The organism is Nonlabens sp. (genome assembly GCF_965657255.1).
Taxonomy (GTDB): domain Bacteria; phylum Bacteroidota; class Bacteroidia; order Flavobacteriales; family Flavobacteriaceae; genus Nonlabens.
Genome location: NZ_CBFHNM010000006.1, coordinates 104120 through 120771, shown reverse-complemented (window position 1 = coordinate 120771; position 16652 = coordinate 104120). Strand labels below are relative to the sequence as shown.

General features: G+C 33.7%; 17 protein-coding genes, 2 tRNA genes and 1 other RNA gene. 14 read left to right on the top strand and 6 right to left on the bottom strand.

The features are described 5' to 3' along the window. Positions 1–66 precede the first annotated feature (66 nt). From ACTF54_RS08775 to ACTF54_RS08740, 8 genes are all read left to right on the top strand, one after another. Positions 67–2094 (top strand): HD family phosphohydrolase, encoded by a 2028-nt coding sequence (locus tag ACTF54_RS08775; protein ID WP_438969167.1) that lies wholly within the window; start codon positions 67–69, stop codon positions 2092–2094. A gap of 95 nt (positions 2095–2189) precedes the next feature. Next, a tRNA-Ser gene (locus tag ACTF54_RS08770) sits at positions 2190–2273 on the top strand. Positions 2274–2317: 44 nt separating this feature from the next. Next, positions 2318–2392: transfer RNA gene (locus ACTF54_RS08765), tRNA-Pro, on the top strand. Between the two features lie 226 nt (positions 2393–2618). Beyond that, a complete protein-coding gene (pdxH, locus tag ACTF54_RS08760; protein ID WP_438969201.1) occupies positions 2619–3263 on the top strand; it encodes a pyridoxamine 5'-phosphate oxidase in 645 nt (214 codons plus the stop codon). Further along, positions 3263–3748 (top strand): SixA phosphatase family protein, encoded by a 486-nt coding sequence (locus tag ACTF54_RS08755; RefSeq protein WP_347195346.1) that lies wholly within the window; start codon positions 3263–3265, stop codon positions 3746–3748. Before pdxH ends, ACTF54_RS08755 begins: the two co-directional genes overlap by 1 nt. Further along, positions 3745–5790, top strand: coding sequence for a polyphosphate kinase 1 (ppk1, locus tag ACTF54_RS08750; RefSeq protein ID WP_347195347.1), 2046 nt, complete (start codon positions 3745–3747; stop codon positions 5788–5790). Before ACTF54_RS08755 ends, ppk1 begins: the two co-directional genes overlap by 4 nt. Before the next feature lie 3 nt (positions 5791–5793). Continuing rightward, positions 5794–6690: a Ppx/GppA phosphatase family protein gene (locus tag ACTF54_RS08745; protein ID WP_347195348.1), complete on the top strand. Its 897-nt coding sequence runs from the start codon at positions 5794–5796 to the stop codon at positions 6688–6690. 72 nt (positions 6691–6762) lie between these two features. Further along, the gene (locus ACTF54_RS08740) at positions 6763–7332 is read left to right on the top strand and encodes a porin family protein (RefSeq protein ID WP_347195349.1); all 570 of its coding nucleotides are present in this window, start codon (positions 6763–6765) and stop codon (positions 7330–7332) included. A gap of 64 nt (positions 7333–7396) precedes the next feature. Here the strand turns inward: ACTF54_RS08740 and ACTF54_RS08735 are convergent, their stop codons facing one another. Beyond that, positions 7397–9226: a DNA polymerase III subunit gamma/tau gene (locus tag ACTF54_RS08735; protein WP_347195350.1), complete on the bottom strand. Its 1830-nt coding sequence runs from the start codon at positions 9224–9226 to the stop codon at positions 7397–7399. A 92-nt stretch (positions 9227–9318) separates the two neighbouring features. Between ACTF54_RS08735 and rnpB the strand changes: the two genes are divergently transcribed. Then, positions 9319–9675, top strand: an RNA gene (rnpB, locus tag ACTF54_RS08730) — RNase P RNA component class A. Here rnpB and ACTF54_RS08725 read toward each other — a convergent pair. From ACTF54_RS08725 to ACTF54_RS08710, 4 genes are read right to left on the bottom strand one after another with little or no spacing between them, the layout of a single operon-like run. Then, on the bottom strand, positions 9668–10186 hold the full coding sequence (locus tag ACTF54_RS08725; protein WP_438969166.1) for a SecDF P1 head subdomain-containing protein: 519 nt from the start codon (positions 10184–10186) through the stop codon (positions 9668–9670). The genes rnpB and ACTF54_RS08725 overlap by 8 nt on opposite strands. A 34-nt stretch (positions 10187–10220) precedes the next feature. Continuing rightward, the gene (rsmD, locus tag ACTF54_RS08720; protein ID WP_347195352.1) at positions 10221–10775 is read right to left on the bottom strand and encodes a 16S rRNA (guanine(966)-N(2))-methyltransferase RsmD; all 555 of its coding nucleotides are present in this window, start codon (positions 10773–10775) and stop codon (positions 10221–10223) included. Further along, complete coding sequence (locus tag ACTF54_RS08715) at positions 10766–11539, bottom strand: DUF3822 family protein (RefSeq protein ID WP_347195353.1); 774 nt, start codon at positions 11537–11539, stop codon at positions 10766–10768. Before ACTF54_RS08715 ends, rsmD begins: the two co-directional genes overlap by 10 nt. Further along, positions 11520–12272: a hypothetical protein gene (locus ACTF54_RS08710; RefSeq protein WP_347195354.1), complete on the bottom strand. Its 753-nt coding sequence runs from the start codon at positions 12270–12272 to the stop codon at positions 11520–11522. Before ACTF54_RS08710 ends, ACTF54_RS08715 begins: the two co-directional genes overlap by 20 nt. 118 nt (positions 12273–12390) lie before the next feature. Between ACTF54_RS08710 and ACTF54_RS08705 the strand changes: the two genes are divergently transcribed. The 5 genes from ACTF54_RS08705 (at position 12391) to kdsB (ending at position 16133) form a co-directional block, all read left to right on the top strand. Then, complete coding sequence (locus ACTF54_RS08705; RefSeq protein WP_347195355.1) at positions 12391–13815, top strand: ATP-dependent DNA helicase; 1425 nt, start codon at positions 12391–12393, stop codon at positions 13813–13815. A 1-nt stretch (position 13816) separates the two neighbouring features. Further along, the gene (locus ACTF54_RS08700; RefSeq protein ID WP_347195356.1) at positions 13817–14398 is read left to right on the top strand and encodes a DUF4126 domain-containing protein; all 582 of its coding nucleotides are present in this window, start codon (positions 13817–13819) and stop codon (positions 14396–14398) included. A 72-nt stretch (positions 14399–14470) separates the two neighbouring features. Then, positions 14471–14776, top strand: coding sequence for a hypothetical protein (locus tag ACTF54_RS08695; protein ID WP_438969165.1), 306 nt, complete (start codon positions 14471–14473; stop codon positions 14774–14776). Between the two features lie 294 nt (positions 14777–15070). Continuing rightward, complete coding sequence (locus ACTF54_RS08690; RefSeq protein WP_347195358.1) at positions 15071–15373, top strand: hypothetical protein; 303 nt, start codon at positions 15071–15073, stop codon at positions 15371–15373. A gap of 16 nt (positions 15374–15389) precedes the next feature. After that, positions 15390–16133, top strand: coding sequence for a 3-deoxy-manno-octulosonate cytidylyltransferase (kdsB, locus tag ACTF54_RS08685; protein WP_347195359.1), 744 nt, complete (start codon positions 15390–15392; stop codon positions 16131–16133). A gap of 52 nt (positions 16134–16185) precedes the next feature. Here kdsB and ACTF54_RS08680 read toward each other — a convergent pair whose 3' ends face one another. Beyond that, the gene (locus ACTF54_RS08680; RefSeq protein ID WP_347195360.1) at positions 16186–16497 is read right to left on the bottom strand and encodes an N-acetyltransferase; all 312 of its coding nucleotides are present in this window, start codon (positions 16495–16497) and stop codon (positions 16186–16188) included. Positions 16498–16652: the final 155 nt, after the last annotated feature.

The following is a 16652-nucleotide window of genomic DNA, read 5'->3' as shown; positions in this document are numbered from 1 at the left end:
ATTGTATTAATAAAACAATGGTAATTAAAAAGTATAGTTGTTAATTTGTTTTTATTATTACTTAGAATGAATAGTTTATATAATTATCAAAATATTACTTATCGAATTATATTGTTGTGTTTTTGTACAGCATTAACAGTTTATGTCTTTCCTAATAACAACAGATTTAAGTACGATTATAATCAAGGCGAGCCTTGGGATTATGAAACCTTATATGCGCCTTTTTCATTTCCTATAGAAAAAGATAAACAATCTCTTAAGCAAGAAAGACAATCCGTTTCAGATTTGGCTCCTCGCTATTTTAAAGTAGATGAATCTATAAAAGATAAAGTTTACAGAGACTGGTTAATAAATATGAGTTCTAGAAATACAGATTCTATAAGTAATTCAGAAATTCAAGATATAAATTTACAAGTGAAAGATATAATTTCTCAAATTTATAATGTCGGTTATTTAGAATTACCACTTGAACTAGAGGATGGGCATCCAGTTTTTATAGAGTACAATAATGAGTTAATTGCTTCTACTTACGGAAATCTATACAAACCTTCTGACCTAGGTAGTCTTAAATTTGACAAATTAAATTTTGAAAGCTTTAATTCTAGAGAATTAGTGTCAGAGCTAATTGAATTATTAAGCCCCAACCTTACCTATGATAGAGATTTAACGGATTTATCTATTAAGGAAGAGGTCGGTAAGATTCTTACAACACGTGGTGTTGTTGCAGAAGGTGCTCGAATAATAGCGCAAGGTGAAATAGTGGAAGGAGGGAAATTACAGATTTTGAATACTCTAAATAACACTTACAAATCCCAAACTTGGACAGATTCTCAGTATACCTGGAAGCTTTCTGGATATATTATACTGGTAGGTATGGCATATACTATGTTAATCTTATTCTTATGGCGTTACAGAAAAACTATTTTTGATAATTTTAGAAAGTTATTTTTCATCTTTTTTAACATTCTAGTGGTTATCATTTTAACAGCTGTGGTTGTTAATATCGATATTCAATATATTTTTGTAGTTCCAGTTTGTATTTTACCACTTATTTTGAAAGCCTTTTTTGATGCTCGATTAGGCCTATTTGCTCATGTTATCGCTATTTTTATTTTAAGCTTTATTGTTCCTAATAGCGACGAGTATTTGTTTTTACAAATGATGGCAGGTATTGTTACTATTCTTTCAAATAGTGAAATCTACAAAAGAGCTAATTTATTTCTTACGGTAGCTCAAATTATAGGTATCTATTTCTTGTCTTACTTTTCCTTTTATGCCATTAATCAAGGTGGTGTCACTGGATGGGAATGGAGCAGGTTGGGGTATTTTGTACTTTGTGGTCTTGCAATGCTATTTGTATGGCCTTTAATATACATTTTTGAAAAAATATTTGGGTTGGTAAGTGACGTTTCTCTACTTGAATTGAGCGATACCAATTCTAAACTTTTAAAAGAGCTTTCTAATAAAGCTCCTGGGACTTTTCATCATTCCCTGAATGTAGCAAATATTGCAGAAACTGTAGCCAACGAAATAGGAGCAAATGCTATGTTAGTAAGGGTTGGTGCACTTTATCATGATATTGGAAAAATGTCTAATCCTACATATTTTACAGAAAATCAAGGTAGTGGTATTAATCCTCATAACGATTTAGATCCAGAGGATAGCGCTCGTATTATCATAGATCATACACTTAATGGGATAGAATTAGCCCGTAAGCATAATTTACCAGATAGAATTATCGACTTCATTAGAACACATCATGGCGATAGTCTTGTTTACTATTTTTATTCTAAGGCAAAAGAAGATAATCCAGATGTTTCTAAAGCTAACTTCTGTTATCCCGGTCCAAAGCCTTTCAGTCAGGAAACAGCAATTTTAATGATTGCAGACAGCGTAGAGGCTGCTTCTAAAAGTATTAAAAACCCTACCTCGATAAAAATAGATACATTGGTCAGTAAAATTATCGATGGTCAGGTGGATAGCGGGCAATTCCTTAATGCAAATATTACTTTTAAACAGATAGAGACTATTAAAACTGTGATTAAAAAGAAGTTAGCTAGTATCTATCATTTACGTATTGAATATCCTGAATAATTTATCGAAAAAACTTTAATTTAAGTTTGTAGAATTACAAAATCGGCTTACATTTGCAACCGCTTTGGGAAACACATTATTTCCCTAAACATTTAGGAGAGGTGCCAGAGTGGTAATGGAGCAGATTGCTAATCTGTCGACGGGCAACCGTCGCCAGGGTTCGAGTCCCTGTCTCTCCGCAAATAGAAAACTCATATCAGTCCGATCTGATACAAATAAAAATCGGGGTGTAGCGTAGCCCGGTCATCGCGCCTCGTTTGGGACGAGGAGGTCGCAGGTTCGAATCCTGCCACCCCGACAAAAAGTTGAAAAACTTTTTTACAACCGTTTTCATCTCTCGATGAAAACGGTTTTTTATTTCTTTAGCTTTCAATGGTTTAAAAAAAAAATTATCTTTTTTCAGATATAGTTTAATGTTATCGCTTTCGCGAAAGCGATACACGACTCCTTAGTCTTATATTTAAGAATTGTTTACTACAACAAAAGAAGCATTTGATGTAAATTGCAGTGAAATAATAAGACACATGCAAAGAGATCTTCAAAACCTTCGTAAATCATATGAAAAGGATGCTTTATTGGAAAAAAACTTGCCTGTTAATCCATTTCGGCTATTTGATTCATGGTTTCAAGAAGCAAAGGAATCATTAGAGATTGATGAAGCAAATGCGATGAGTATTTGTACGTTAGGGACAGATGGTTTTCCAAAATCCCGAATCGTACTTTTAAAAGAAATTATTCAAGGGAAGTTTTTATTTTACTCTAATTACACGTCTGAGAAGGGTAGTGCGATAAACGCATATAATAAAATCAGTCTTCACTTTTTTTGGCCAGCACTAGAACGCCAAATTATCATCAAATGTAAAGCAGAGAAGGTAACTAGAGAAAAATCATTAAGTTATTTTCAATCCAGACCGCGTGGTAGTCAAATAGGCGCTTGGGCTAGCAATCAAAGTACAGAAGTGATTTCTAGAGAAAAGCTAGAGCAACAGCTAGCTTATTTTGAACAAAAGTTTAAAGATATTGAAATTCCTCTGCCTGAATTTTGGGGTGGATATGCTTGTCAACCTTTAAGTTTTGAATTTTGGCAAGGGAGACCTAATAGACTACACGATCGTATTTGTTATGAACATGTGGGAAATGAGTGGGAATTTAAAAGATTACAACCTTAATGAAACGACTTATAGTAATAAGACATGGAAAATCTTCATGGGATCTTAATGTTAGAGATCATGATCGTGTATTAGCACAAAGAGGTGTTGATGATGGACATTTGATAGGTGAAGCTCTAAAAGAACTTCACATTAATCCGGATATAATCTGGAGCAGTACCGCTGCAAGAGCACTTCAAACGGCGACATTAGTGTCTGAATATTTAGATTATAATTTAACAAAGTTAAAGCTTAAAAGAACTTTATACACCTTTGACAGTGAAGAACTCTTAAATGTTATCTCTAGTTGTGATGATAGTTTAAATTCATTAATTATATTTAGTCACAATCATGGTATCACAGACCTAGTAAATAAAATGGGTAATACTAGGTTTGATAACGTACCTACTACAGGTGTGGTTGCTATAGAATTTGATACAGATTCTTGGTCTTCATTAAATAGAGGAGTTACTAAGTTTCACTTATTTCCTAAACAAATTAAATGAGTAAATACTTTAATAGAGAATTAAGTTGGCTGCGATTTAATGCGCGAGTTCTTCAAGAGGCTAGTGATAAGAACGTTCCGCTAATTGAGCGGTTAAGATTTTTAGGGATTTTTTCTAATAATCTAGATGAATTTTTCAAGGTTAGATATGCAACTATACAACGTATTCAAAGAGCTGGAAAAAACGCTACGAAATCTTTAGGAGGAATTTCTTCTGAGGATCTTTTACAAGAAATCAACAAGATGGTTATTGTAGATCAAGCACATAGTTTTGATGTTCTGGCAGAGCTTGAAGAGGAGTTAAAAAAGGAAAGGATAATTATAGTAGATGAGACAGAAGTTCTTCCTGAACATGAAGACTTCATAAGAAGCTACTTTAACGATAAAATAAGTCCTGCGATAGGTACCATCATGATTAATGATGACGTAGAGTTCCCTAATCTAAGAGATGGTTACGGTTATCTAGCAATTAGGATGGTAATGAAGGACGAATCTATTAAGTATGCGCTGATAGAAAAACCTAAATACCTCAATAGATTTGTAGTACTACCACAAATAAACGGTGATGATAGGCAGTATATTATACTTTTAGATGATCTTGTAAGGCATCGCATGCATTATATATTCAATATTTTTGATTACAAGGAGATTGAGGCGCATATGATAAAGGTGACTCTAGATGCCGAGTTAGATATGGAGTTAGATCTTAAGAAAAGTCTATTAGAAAAAATACGTCGTAGTGTCCATGACCGTAAAGATGGTGATCCAGTTCGTTTTGTTTATGATAGAGATATCCATGAGGATACATTATCGTTAATAATGAATAAATTGCAAATCGACAATAACGATAGTATTATTCCAGGTGGTAGATATCATAACAGAAGAGATTATTTAAAATTCCCTAGCCTAGGTAGAACAGATTTACTGTATTCAAAACTACCTGGTTTACCAATCAAGGATGTAAGAATCAAAGGTTCTCTTTTAGAAAGAATCGCAAAGAAAGATATTCTCCAGTACACACCTTATCACACTTTTTCAAACACCATTAAGTTTTTAAGAGAAGCCGCATTAGATCCACAAGTAAAAACTATTAAAATAACGATCTATAGACTGGCTGAAGTTTCACAGATTGCTGGATCACTAATTAATGCTGTTAAAAACGGAAAACAAGTCACGGTTTCTATTGAATTAAGAGCAAGATTTGATGAACAAGCAAATATCAACTATGCCGAGTTGATGCAAGAGGAAGGTGTGAATATGATTTTTGGCGTTCCAGGATTAAAAGTACACTGTAAAGCCTGTTGTATAACAAGAGAAGATAATGGTAAGATAGTAAGATACGGCTTTATATCTACTGGTAATTTTAATGAATCTACAGCAGGGATTTATACAGATTATACTTTATTCACGGCAAACCGTAAGATCTTAAAAGAGGTAGAACGTGTTTTTGACTTTTTTGAAGTAAACTATAAACAGCATCGTTACAAGCACTTACTAGTGTCTCCTAACTATCTTAGAAATGGAATAGAACGGTTGGTTCGTCGTGAGATCGCTTTCGCGAAAGCGGGAAAACCAGCAAAAATACGTGCCAAAATCAATTCTTTCTCTGACTTCAAAATGATAGACCTTTTTTATGAAGCATCTAATGCAGGTGTAAAAATTGAGCTGATCATACGTGGAATATGTTGTTTGATACCAGGTGTCAAAGGAATGAGCGAAAATATTAAAGTGATAAGTATTGTTGACAGATTTTTAGAACACCCTAGAGTATATAGATTTTATAATGAAGGTAAGAATGACCTTTATATTTCTAGTGCAGACTTTATGGGACGTAATCTAGACAGTAGAGTAGAGATCGCATGCCCCATTTATGATGAAGACATCAAAGCAGAAATTATAGCGACCATGGATATTTGCTGGAGTGACAATGTGAAAGCGCGTGAAATTTGTGCAGATCAATTGAATAATTATGTTGAAAATGACGAGTCGCCAGTAAGGTCGCAATATGCAACCTATGACTACTATAAAAACCAAATTCAATAGTAAATGGGATTTAAAATAATAAAGTATGGTGCTATTGATATAGGTTCTAATGCTATTAGATTACTGATAGCTACCGTTACTCTATACAATGATGAACCGCCTGTTTTTAAAAAAACAAGTTTGGTTAGGGTTCCTATTAGATTAGGTCAGGACGTTTTTACTACAGGTAATATTTCTAAAGAGAACATAACTAGGATGGTGGATTCAATGAAATCTTATCAATTACTTATGGATGTGCATAAAGTTAAAACCTATAAAGCTTATGCAACTAGTGCCATGAGAGAAGCCCAGAATGGGATGGATGTTGTTGCTCAAATAGAAAAAGAATCTGGTATTCACATAGACATTATAGATGGATCTCATGAAGCTGCAATCATTGCGATGACAGACTTGCATGCAGTTATTGATGATAGTAAAGTTTTTCTATACGTTGATGTAGGTGGTGGAAGTACCGAGTTTACCTTATTTGCTTATGGTAAAGAAGTTACTTCAAGATCTTTTAAAATAGGGACCGTCCGATTGCTTAATGATATGGTTAGGAAATCTCTATGGGATGACGCAGAGCGATGGATAAAGGAGATAACAGCGTCTTATGAGCATATCGATTTAATAGGCTCTGGTGGTAATATTAATAACATATTTAAAAGTAGTGGGAAAAGTATGGGTAAGCCACTTTCGTATTTTTATTTAGTTAATTATTACGAGCAACTGCAAAACTACAACTATGAGGAAAGAGTTTACCATCTTAATTTAAATCACGATAGAGCCGATGTTATTATACCTGCATGTCGTATTTATTTAAGAGCTATGAAATGGAGTAAAGCAAAAAACATCTACGTTCCTAAAATAGGACTCACAGACGGCATCATAAAATCGATTTTTAATGCTGATCATCGATAATTAAAAAGCTTTGTGTAATTATCTCGTTTCCATAAGTCTAATAGATTAACTTTGATTTTAAATTTTGATAAGATGAAAAAAATAATACTCTCAATTGCTCTTTTATCCTGCGTGTCCTTTGTTAATGGGCAATTTTTAGAGGATATTTCCTATGGTTTTCGATTAGGACTTAATTATTCTACTTTATCCGGTGACAATATTGAGGATGTAGATGATAGAATAGGAATGCATGTAAATTTCTTTGCAGACATCCCTATAAGTGATAGATTCTCTTTGCAACCAGAGATAGGTATTTCATCATTAGGAGTTAATGAGGAAGAGCTAAGACTAGAGAATGGTGATATCGTTCAATTTAAAACGAATTGGTTACAGGTAGGTGTTCTAGGTAACATCAACATTACTAAACAACTATTTGCTTTAGTAGGTCCTCAAGTAGGTGTAAATATAACTGAACGAGATAATAATGACTACTACAATTATGATGTAGCTGGTGTAATAGGAATAGGTTACATGTTCAATGAAAACCTAGGAATAGATGCAAGATATGGTTATGGATTCTCTAATATTTTTGATAGAGAATTTGCAGAAATTGAGGAAGCAAATAACCGATGGTTTCAACTAGGTGTCTCTTATAAAATGTAGAAAGTAATTCAATTAAAAAAAGCCTCTTCCTTAAGAGGCTTTTTTTATGCTGATTATTGAAACTTTAGAAATCCAGATCAAACGTTTTACGTAGTATATCTACTGCGGGATTCTTTTCAACTAATTTAGAAAACTTATCTTGGTCTGTATAAACGTATTTTTTAGTAACACTTTTATCAACGGCGATTTCAAAATCAATTAGATAATTATTCAGTTCCCTTTTCAAATACTCTAATATTTGACCTTGTGATTTCTCTAGGTCTTCTTTCATGGATTGATTAGGGAAACGCAAGTGAATAGTAGTTTGCTTAAGAACAGGGTTATCTGCATTAATGATACTTGCTAGAATTTGTTGACCTCTTTCTTTGAGATGTTCTACATATTTTGCCCATACAACGCTCAATTGTTCTTGAGTAAAAGGATCTTCTGGTAACTGGTCGCGATCTATTTTTTTACCTTGTTGTTGCGCAATATGTGTGTTTTTTGCCTCAATACCTTGAATAGAAAGTCCGCTTACTTTTTGCTTACTTTTTTCAAATAGAGCTTTACGTTTTTCTTCTAAAGATTTATCTATAGCAGGTGAAGGCGCACTTGTTTTTACTTCTACAGAAGTCTCTTCAGTATCGTTTTGTTGTGTAGACTTTTTTACAGCTTGATAAGAAGAAGACACTTCTTGTAAAGTACTATGTGTTTTGCTATCGGTTGATGTGGTAACAACTTGTTCGGTATCCTCTACTGTAGCTGGTTCGTTTTTCTCTGCTTTTGTAATAACAGCAGTTGCTTGTTCAAACTGACTGGCAGGAATGATGTACTTTACATCATTTTTTTTTTCTCCATCAGTATTGATAGAGGCTAGTTGCATGAGAGTTAATTCTATAAGGAGTCGTTGATTTCGACTTGATCGATAATTAAAATCGGCCTGATTTGCGATTTCTATAGCTTTCCTTAAAAAGTTGAGATCTACTTTTTTGGCTTGCTCTAGATATTTCGCCTTAGTTTGTTCACCTACTTCCAGCAGTACAATAGTACGCTCATCTTTACCTACCATTAGATCTCTGAAATGAGAAGCTAAACCACTTATAAAATGTTGACCATCAAAGCCCTTTGCCATGATGACATCATAATCAACTAGTAATTGCGGAATATTATTATCAAGCAATAAATCCGTAACTGTAAAATAAGTCTCTCTATCCAGTACATTCAAATTTTCTGTAACGGCTTTAACCGTTAGTTCTTTACCTGAAAAACTGACCACTCGATCAAAGATGGATAGGGAATCTCTTAAAGCACCATCTGCTTTTTGAGCGATAATTTGAAGTGCATCTTCCTCTGCATTGATTCCTTCTTTTAAAGAAATACGCTTTAAATGCTCACGCATTGCACTTACTGTAATTCTCTTAAAATCAAATATCTGACAACGAGATAGAATCGTTGGTATGATCTTATGCTTTTCTGTAGTGGCTAGAATAAATATGGCGTGTGCTGGTGGTTCTTCTAATGTTTTAAGGAATGCATTAAATGCTGCATTTGATAACATATGCACCTCATCGATAATATAGATTTTATATTTACCGACTTGTGGTGGGATACGCACTTGATCTACTATACTTCTAATCTGATCTACACCATTATTAGAAGCCGCATCTAATTCAAAAATATTGAAAGCAAAATCTTCGTCTGGATCATAATCACCACTCTCATGGTTGATCTTTTTTGCAAGAATACGTGCGCAAGTAGTTTTACCAACTCCTCTTGGACCTGTAAATAGCAATGCTTGCGCTAGATGATTGCTTTTTATCGCATTCTCTAACGTCTGTGTAATAGCGCCTTGACCTACGACATCTTCAAAAGTATCGGGACGGTATTTTCTAGCTGATACTATAAATGGTTCCATATGTCAAAGATACTTTTCTACTCTGTTTTAGCTTTACTTTCTATGATTATAATTTCTGTGAATTATCAACATTTATTAACTAGTTTTGCGACATAGCAGGTCGCCTTATCGATCTTGCGCAAGCGAGGTAGGAAAGTCCGGACACCATAGGATAACATAGCGGCTAACGGCCGTCGTTTTGTTTTCGCTTTCGCGAAAGCGAGATAGGACTAGTGCAACAGAAAGTATGTACAGATAATGCTGTAGTGAAACCAGGTAAACTCTATGTGGTGAAATGTCGCGTAAATCAGAGCTTGAGCGCTATCCGCGCGATTCTGAAGGGTAGGCAGTTTGAGATAGCGAGCAATCGTTATTCTAGATAAATGATGAGGTAGTTTTGCGCTGTTTAAGGAGAGGTCCTGAAACAAGTTCAGGACGAACAGAATCCGGCTTATAGACCTGCTATTTTTTATTTTTAGAATTCCGTTTGATAATTCCTTCTATCAACTTACGGTTTTCTTCTTTAGTTAAATTAGTACTTATTTGTAATCTTCCACCAGAAATTGGTCCTCCGTTAACCACAGGAGCACTGATCACTTTTCCTTCTATCACTATAAAAACTGGTGTTCTATTTTGAAATGCGACTTCTGTTGCTTTAAAAAGTTTATCATGTGCGTTCTTATGTAATTCAACTGATATTACCGATCTACCCATGATATCTAGATCATTTTTTAAGTTTTTAAAATTCTGCGCTACTATAACTGGTCGGTAGTTGACAAAATAGTTTTTATTATCAAATTCGTTGAAATATTCTAAACTTGATTCAAATTCACTTACTGAATAAATACCATCCACATATTTCTCATTAGTTCTGTTTAATAATTCAGCTTCTTCAATAGTTGGCCCATTAAGTTGAAGGTCTTTTTTTGAAAACTGAGAGCAGCTTGTGAAAAATAAAAAAAGTACTATTATTTTTTTCATACTTAAATTATTGAGAAGATCTTGTTATAAGTTCTCACTCTTCCTCACTACTAGGACCTTCAAAAAAGCTAAAAACCGTACCACCATAACGGCGCTCATTATCAAAATGCTCATGCGATGCTAGAGAGGTATGTTTAGAATGTTCTATAATTAGAATACCGTCTTCAGCAAGAAGCTCGTTCTCAAAAACTAGATTTGGAATCTTTAGAAATTCTTCCTCTTCCAGCGCATAAGGTGGATCTGCAAAGATGATATCATACTTTCCTTTGTGTTTTTCTAAAAATTTAAAAACGTCTGCTTTTATCGTGTCGATCGGGAAATCTAATTCTTCGGCAGTTTTTTTAATAAAGGCAATACAAGGGTAATGTTGATCTACTGCAATAACGCTGCCTGCACCACGACTACAAAACTCATAAGACATATTACCACTTCCCGCAAAAAGTTCTAACATCTTGATATCGTGAATATGTATTTTATGACGCAGGATGTTAAATAGCGCCTCTTTGGACATATCAGTTGTAGGTCTAACAGGTAAGTTTTTAGGAGCTGATATTCTACGACCTTTATGTATTCCAGATATTATACGCATACGATTTGTTCTAGGTAATTTGGGTAATCTTCTACATAGCTTACGTAACGCACGTATGTATATAAAAGATCAAAGAGTTCTTCTTGTTTTTGTTCTACACACAAAATCATCTTCATGGTCTCTGGATCGAGGCTGTTATGATGTGTGGTGAACATAGTGTAATATAAAATATCTTCAATGGCGTCATGAGGAAATAGGTTGTGTGCTACTAATTTCCCATTATTAAAAATGGTAAGATAAAAATGACTTTTCTTGATATCCAGATATACCTGTGGTTGCAGTGCTGTTATTTCTTTACTTCTCAGCTCTAATATTCTCGAACTATAATGAAAGTATTCATAGCTGCCGTATTTTTCAAAAAAGTAATTATTGATATTAGAAAAGGCAATATAAACGGTATGAACATCCAGAGTCCCTATATGTTGATCAACACTTAAAACATCAGTTTCTAAAATTCTAGAGTTGTATTTCAAATAATCAATCCCTTGATCTTCTTTATAAATAGAAGCTGGGACGCTGGTAAATATGTTGTGATCGTAGAGCAGTGTAGCTTTCGCGAAAGCGGCATCTAAAATAGCTTCTTCCTTAAAGCAATCTTCTATAGATTGCAAAATCTCTATAGCGTTAGCTGGATGTTTGAACTCTTTATGCAAAGTGTCTAAAATACCAGATGAGTTATAGATATAAAAAGAAAGTCCATCCTGATGAATCAGGACGGACAGTTTCTTTATGGTGTCGTTAGGACTAGTTGTCGTCAATTGCATACTGTCTAGGCCAGTTACCACTAGTTGTGATCTCGTCTAGGCTTCCTACAAATATAGTAGGTCCGTCAATAGACTCTACACTTTTTGCTTCAAGCTCATCTTTCACAAGTCTCTCTGGTTGATCAAAAAGGATGTCTTTCTTTTGCGCTACAAGACGGAAAACAGGAACTCTATTTTCTTTATCAATAACCACATCTGTTTTCATCTCGATCGATCCAGGAGCTCCTTCTATTGTATTATACTTAAGCAATGAAGAAATATCTACATTCTTAAAAGAATCTTTAACTGGCTGAAAACCTAATGTATCTATGAGAGTAATTTCTTTTTTGTATCCATTAGGGTCGTCTGCTCTTAATCTAAATTTAAGGTTACGTTCCTCATCAATTACAGTGCTATCACGTTTTTGAGTAAGTGCAAATTGCGCTGTATCTACAAAACGAGCTAATTTATTAATATCATCTGTATAAGTACCAGTAATGTCTTTATGAGCTTTTTGAGCATCACGTATCAAAATAAGTTGCGCAACTACTTCTTTGTAGCGTTCTTCTTTTGCCGCTTCAAATTTTACAGGCTCTTCAATGGACTTATACAACTTGTATCCAAAAAAGCCACTGATCAGCAATAGTATTACAATTAATACAGGATGTAATTTTTTAGGAATCTTGTTAATAAATACGGCTAATAGAACAAGAACTATCAGGCCTAAAACAAATGCTATAATTAAATTGAACATATATGAATGGTTTATTACTGTTTTTTCAACGCAAACAAATCTACAATTTTTTTTCGCTCGTCCTAGCCTGAGATATAAAATTTGAGTTAAGTTTATACTCAGTTTTCCACAATTGCCAATGACTCCACAAGAATTTTACAAAATACTACTTTTAGATTTTCCTTTTAATCCTACTAATGAGCAAGATAGAGCCTTAGAGTCGCTAGCAGACTTTATTATAGATAAAAATAAAGACCGGCTCTTTATGTTGCGAGGTTATGCAGGAACTGGTAAAACTACTTTAACAAGTACCATTGTTAAGAGCATATGGAAGCTTAAAATGAGTTGTGTACTGCTCGCACCTACAGGAAGAGCCGCAAAAGTGATCAGTAATTATGCAAATAAACAAGCTGCCACGATTCATAGAGAAATTTATTATCCTAAAGGACAAGGAAATGGTGGTGTACAGTTTACGCTCAAACAAAATAAGCATCGCAATGCGCTTTTTGTGGTGGATGAAGCCTCAATGATTCCAGATGTGGCCGCAGAGAATAAAATGTTCGGCGGTAATGGTTCTTTACTTGATGATTTAATTGAATACGTTTATAGTGGAGTGAATTGTAAGCTCATGATTATAGGTGACACCGCACAATTACCACCAGTAAAACTGGATGTTTCTCCTGCACTAGATAGTCAGTTGATAGAACAGCGTTATTTGAAAGAAGTTACAGAAATAGAGTTAGACGAAGTAAAAAGGCAAAGTGCTAATTCAGGAATCCTACTCAATGCAACAGGAATACGTAATCAGATACTGCATGAAGAGTATGACTTTAAATTTGATGTCGAAAATTTTACAGATATCAATAGATTAATTGATGGATATGAAATCATGGATACCATTAATAGTGCCTATGATTTTCATGGTCATGAAGAAACAGCCATCATCGTAAGATCTAATAAAAGAGCAAATTTATATAATCAGCAAATTAGATCTCGTATTCTGTTTAATGAAAACGAATTATCACCAGGTGATTATTTAATGGTAGTGAAAAATAATTACCACTGGTTACAGCCATCTAGCGACGCTGGTTTTATTGCAAATGGTGACATTATTGAAGTGTTAGAAATTTTTGCCTTTAAGAATATTTATGGTTTTCACTTTGCAGAAGTAAAAGTGCGTATGGTAGATTATCCCAAAATGAAAGAGTTTGAAACCGTTCTTTTAATGGATACACTAACCTCAGAATCTCCATCACTTACTTATGACGAGAGTAATAAACTCTATCAAGAAGTGCGCATGGATTATTTGAAATTACCTAAATATAAACAATATAAAGAGATTAAAGAAAATCCATTTTTTAATGCACTTCAGGTGAAGTTCTCTTATGCTATTACCTGTCACAAATCGCAAGGTGGACAATGGGAAAATGTGATCATAGAACAACCTTACCTGCCCGAAGGACCAGATAAAGGTTATTTAAGATGGTTGTATACCGCAGTAACTCGAGCCAAATCAAATTTGTACCTTATAGGTTTTAAAAACGATCACTTTATAGAACATTAATATGTCAGAAATTATTTTAAGCATTTGTCTAGGAATTGGTCTAGCTGCAAGTGCTGGTTTTAGAGTTTTTATACCGCTACTTTTTGCAAGTATTGCTGCCTATTTTGATGTGATACCACTTCATGAAAGCTGGCAATGGGCTGGAAGTCTTACCGCAGTGATTGTTTTAGGTGTTGCATCCATTGTAGAATTGTTAGCTTATTACATTCCGTTTGTAGATAATTTACTGGACACCATTTCTGTTCCTCTTGCTGCTGTGGCCGGTACTGTTGTCATGGTAAGCGTTGCTGCAGATATGAATCCTGTATTTACATGGACACTCGCTATTATAGCTGGTGGAGGAACTGCAGCAGCCATTTCAACAACCACTAGTGCGGCACGAGCAACCAGCACGGCAACAACCGGCGGTTTTGGTAATCCATTAATTAGCACAGTAGAGGCTGGTTTCTCTAGTGTATTGTCGGTTTTATCGATCGCTTTTGCACCTCTTGCTATGATCGTAGTGTTTTTTTTATTGATAGGAATTAATAAAGTGTATAAGAAATTATTTAAGAAGAAAAAGGATGAAGTTGCCGTAGGATAATGCTTTATGATTTCATATTTTTATGTTTAATATCGCTTTCGCGAAAGCACGCACAATTTTAACCTTATAACGATGTTCTCCATTTTTAAACCTAAAAATGCTTCTTATAAATTATCTGATGATAACACATCATTAATTATCAAGGATTTTGTAAAATCTAAATTTTTAATTATTGTTTTATTAATGCTAGTTTCTAGTTTTAATTTATGGTTTTTTACAAGAGAATTTGGTGGGTTCTTTAATGGGCTTGCATTGTTTGTTTCTTTAATAGCAGTCGTTCATACTTATCTCATGTTTACCACTCAAGTCACTGATAGTAAAATTAAGATAGACTCGATTGACCATTTATTCTATCGCGATACTGGTCGAGTGCAGTAAACTTCCATCAAACTTAAAAATGGCAAATATCGCAATGTGATTTTTGAAACAGAGGCAAATAGATATAATTTTGTCCTCTTTGTAAGAGAAGCTGGCATAGAGGTAAAAGTCATAGAAAGTAGATTACCTTTGTTGCCGCTTAATTATTAGTGTTTTATGGTATTTAAAAACTTCTTCAAAAACAAAAACTCAGAAGTCTCTTTTAATCAAGTGGATCAATCTTTTGTTATTGAAGACAATGCAAAAACTCAAATTTGGTTTTTGAGGATATTGATGGTTTTTAATTTTTTATTCATGACAGCCTATTTTATAAGATCTGAAGATCCTAGCTATTTGTTTTTGATTGCAGGTGTTTTCTTTTTGATCGTATTTGTTTTGAGTTTTTTGATTAGTTCAGTAGCGCAATTGGTTCCTTTAGATCAGATTAAACATTTGGTCTACCGTAGAAATAACAATACTGCAACTTTAGGGATCAAAATGAAAAATAACAGGTATAGAAATTTATACATATATCAAGTAGAAGGAGCAGAAGAGATTGTAATTTTGTTTAGAGAACAAAACATTATTATCAAAGAAAAGAAATTCTTATTCTCTTAAAATTAAAACAGATTCATTGAAAAAAATAGCCGTAATTCCAGCACGTTTTGAAGCCAGTAGATTTCCTGGTAAACTCATGAAAGATCTATGTGGTAAATCTGTGATTTTACGCACGTATGAAGCAGCTTTAAATACTAGACTATTTGATCAAGTTCTGGTTGCCACAGATAGTGACTTGATTTATAATGAAATTATTAATAACGGTGGTGAAGCAGTTATGAGTCATAAAACTCATGAAACAGGTAGCGATCGTATTGCAGAAGCTGTTGAGAATTATGAAGCAGACATAGTAATCAATGTTCAAGGAGATGAACCTTTTACAAATAAAGAAGATCTAGAAAAATTAATTCAAGTTTTTGAAAAAGATCAAAAGAATGAAATTGCTCTTGCTTCATTAATGCATGTGATAGATGATTTAGAAGATATTCAAAACCCCAATAATGTAAAGGTTATTACAGATTTGAATGGTAATGCCATATACTTTTCACGTTCTGTTATCCCGTATCCCAGAGATCAATCCATAGAACAGTTAGTTTATAAACATATTGGCATTTATGCGTTTAGAAAAGAAGCATTGATAGAGTTTTATAATCAAACGCCTACGCCGCTAGAGTTATCTGAAAAAATTGAGTGCATTCGTTATATAGAACACGGCAAGAAAATAAAAATGATTGCAACTAACCATCTAAGTATAGGGATAGACACTCCAGAAGATCTAGATAAAGCACGTATGAAATGGAAAACAGTAGAAAATAGGTAAATTAGAAAAGGCTCTTATAACTTTAAGAGCCTTTTTTAATCATATCGATTCTTTAAATAGCAATTCCTACCGGAAGCATATCCTTGTATTTCATTCTAAATTTACGAACAAAACCAGCTATTTTAGGATGAGTAGGAACTACTTTAAGTTCTTTTTCATCTCTAATGTTATCAAAAACAAGAGTTAAAAATTCATTTCTAAAATCATTATCGTCTTCCAGTTCTTCTGGTACAATATATTTAGTTAGAAATATCTTGCGTTCTTGTTGTGCATATTCAATTTTTGCAAATAATTCTCCTTTGCGGCCTTCATACTGGCGTAAAAAGGTGTTGTCCGTAACTTCTAGAGTTGAGGCAGTTTCCATATACTTTTATTTTAACTCATTAATATCTATCAAATAGACAATCACTAATTTTTTTAAAGGTAATTTTATGGTCGATTAGTGAAGCGAGTAAAATTATTTTCTAATTATCTTCAAAGATAGTTCAAAATTGATACCATTAAACTAGTTTAAATGTT

Excerpts from the sequence above, each read along its gene's own strand:
- ACTF54_RS08775 (WP_438969167.1), top strand. The coding sequence starts at position 67 with ATGAATAGTTTATATAATTATCAAAATATTACTTATCGAATTATATTG.
- pdxH (WP_438969201.1), top strand. The coding sequence starts at position 2,619 with ATGCAAAGAGATCTTCAAAACCTTCGTAAATCATATGAAAAGGATGCT.
- ACTF54_RS08755 (WP_347195346.1), top strand. The coding sequence starts at position 3,263 with ATGAAACGACTTATAGTAATAAGACATGGAAAATCTTCATGGGATCTT.
- ppk1 (WP_347195347.1), top strand. The coding sequence starts at position 3,745 with ATGAGTAAATACTTTAATAGAGAATTAAGTTGGCTGCGATTTAATGCG.
- ACTF54_RS08745 (WP_347195348.1), top strand. The coding sequence starts at position 5,794 with ATGGGATTTAAAATAATAAAGTATGGTGCTATTGATATAGGTTCTAAT.
- ACTF54_RS08740 (WP_347195349.1), top strand. The coding sequence starts at position 6,763 with ATGAAAAAAATAATACTCTCAATTGCTCTTTTATCCTGCGTGTCCTTT.
- ACTF54_RS08735 (WP_347195350.1), bottom strand. The coding sequence starts at position 9,226 with ATGGAACCATTTATAGTATCAGCTAGAAAATACCGTCCCGATACTTTT.
- ACTF54_RS08725 (WP_438969166.1), bottom strand. The coding sequence starts at position 10,186 with ATGAAAAAAATAATAGTACTTTTTTTATTTTTCACAAGCTGCTCTCAG.
- rsmD (WP_347195352.1), bottom strand. The coding sequence starts at position 10,775 with ATGCGTATAATATCTGGAATACATAAAGGTCGTAGAATATCAGCTCCT.
- ACTF54_RS08715 (WP_347195353.1), bottom strand. The coding sequence starts at position 11,539 with ATGCAATTGACGACAACTAGTCCTAACGACACCATAAAGAAACTGTCC.
- ACTF54_RS08710 (WP_347195354.1), bottom strand. The coding sequence starts at position 12,272 with ATGTTCAATTTAATTATAGCATTTGTTTTAGGCCTGATAGTTCTTGTT.
- ACTF54_RS08705 (WP_347195355.1), top strand. The coding sequence starts at position 12,391 with ATGACTCCACAAGAATTTTACAAAATACTACTTTTAGATTTTCCTTTT.
- ACTF54_RS08700 (WP_347195356.1), top strand. The coding sequence starts at position 13,817 with ATGTCAGAAATTATTTTAAGCATTTGTCTAGGAATTGGTCTAGCTGCA.
- ACTF54_RS08695 (WP_438969165.1), top strand. The coding sequence starts at position 14,471 with ATGTTCTCCATTTTTAAACCTAAAAATGCTTCTTATAAATTATCTGAT.
- ACTF54_RS08690 (WP_347195358.1), top strand. The coding sequence starts at position 15,071 with ATGACAGCCTATTTTATAAGATCTGAAGATCCTAGCTATTTGTTTTTG.
- ACTF54_RS08680 (WP_347195360.1), bottom strand. The coding sequence starts at position 16,497 with ATGGAAACTGCCTCAACTCTAGAAGTTACGGACAACACCTTTTTACGC.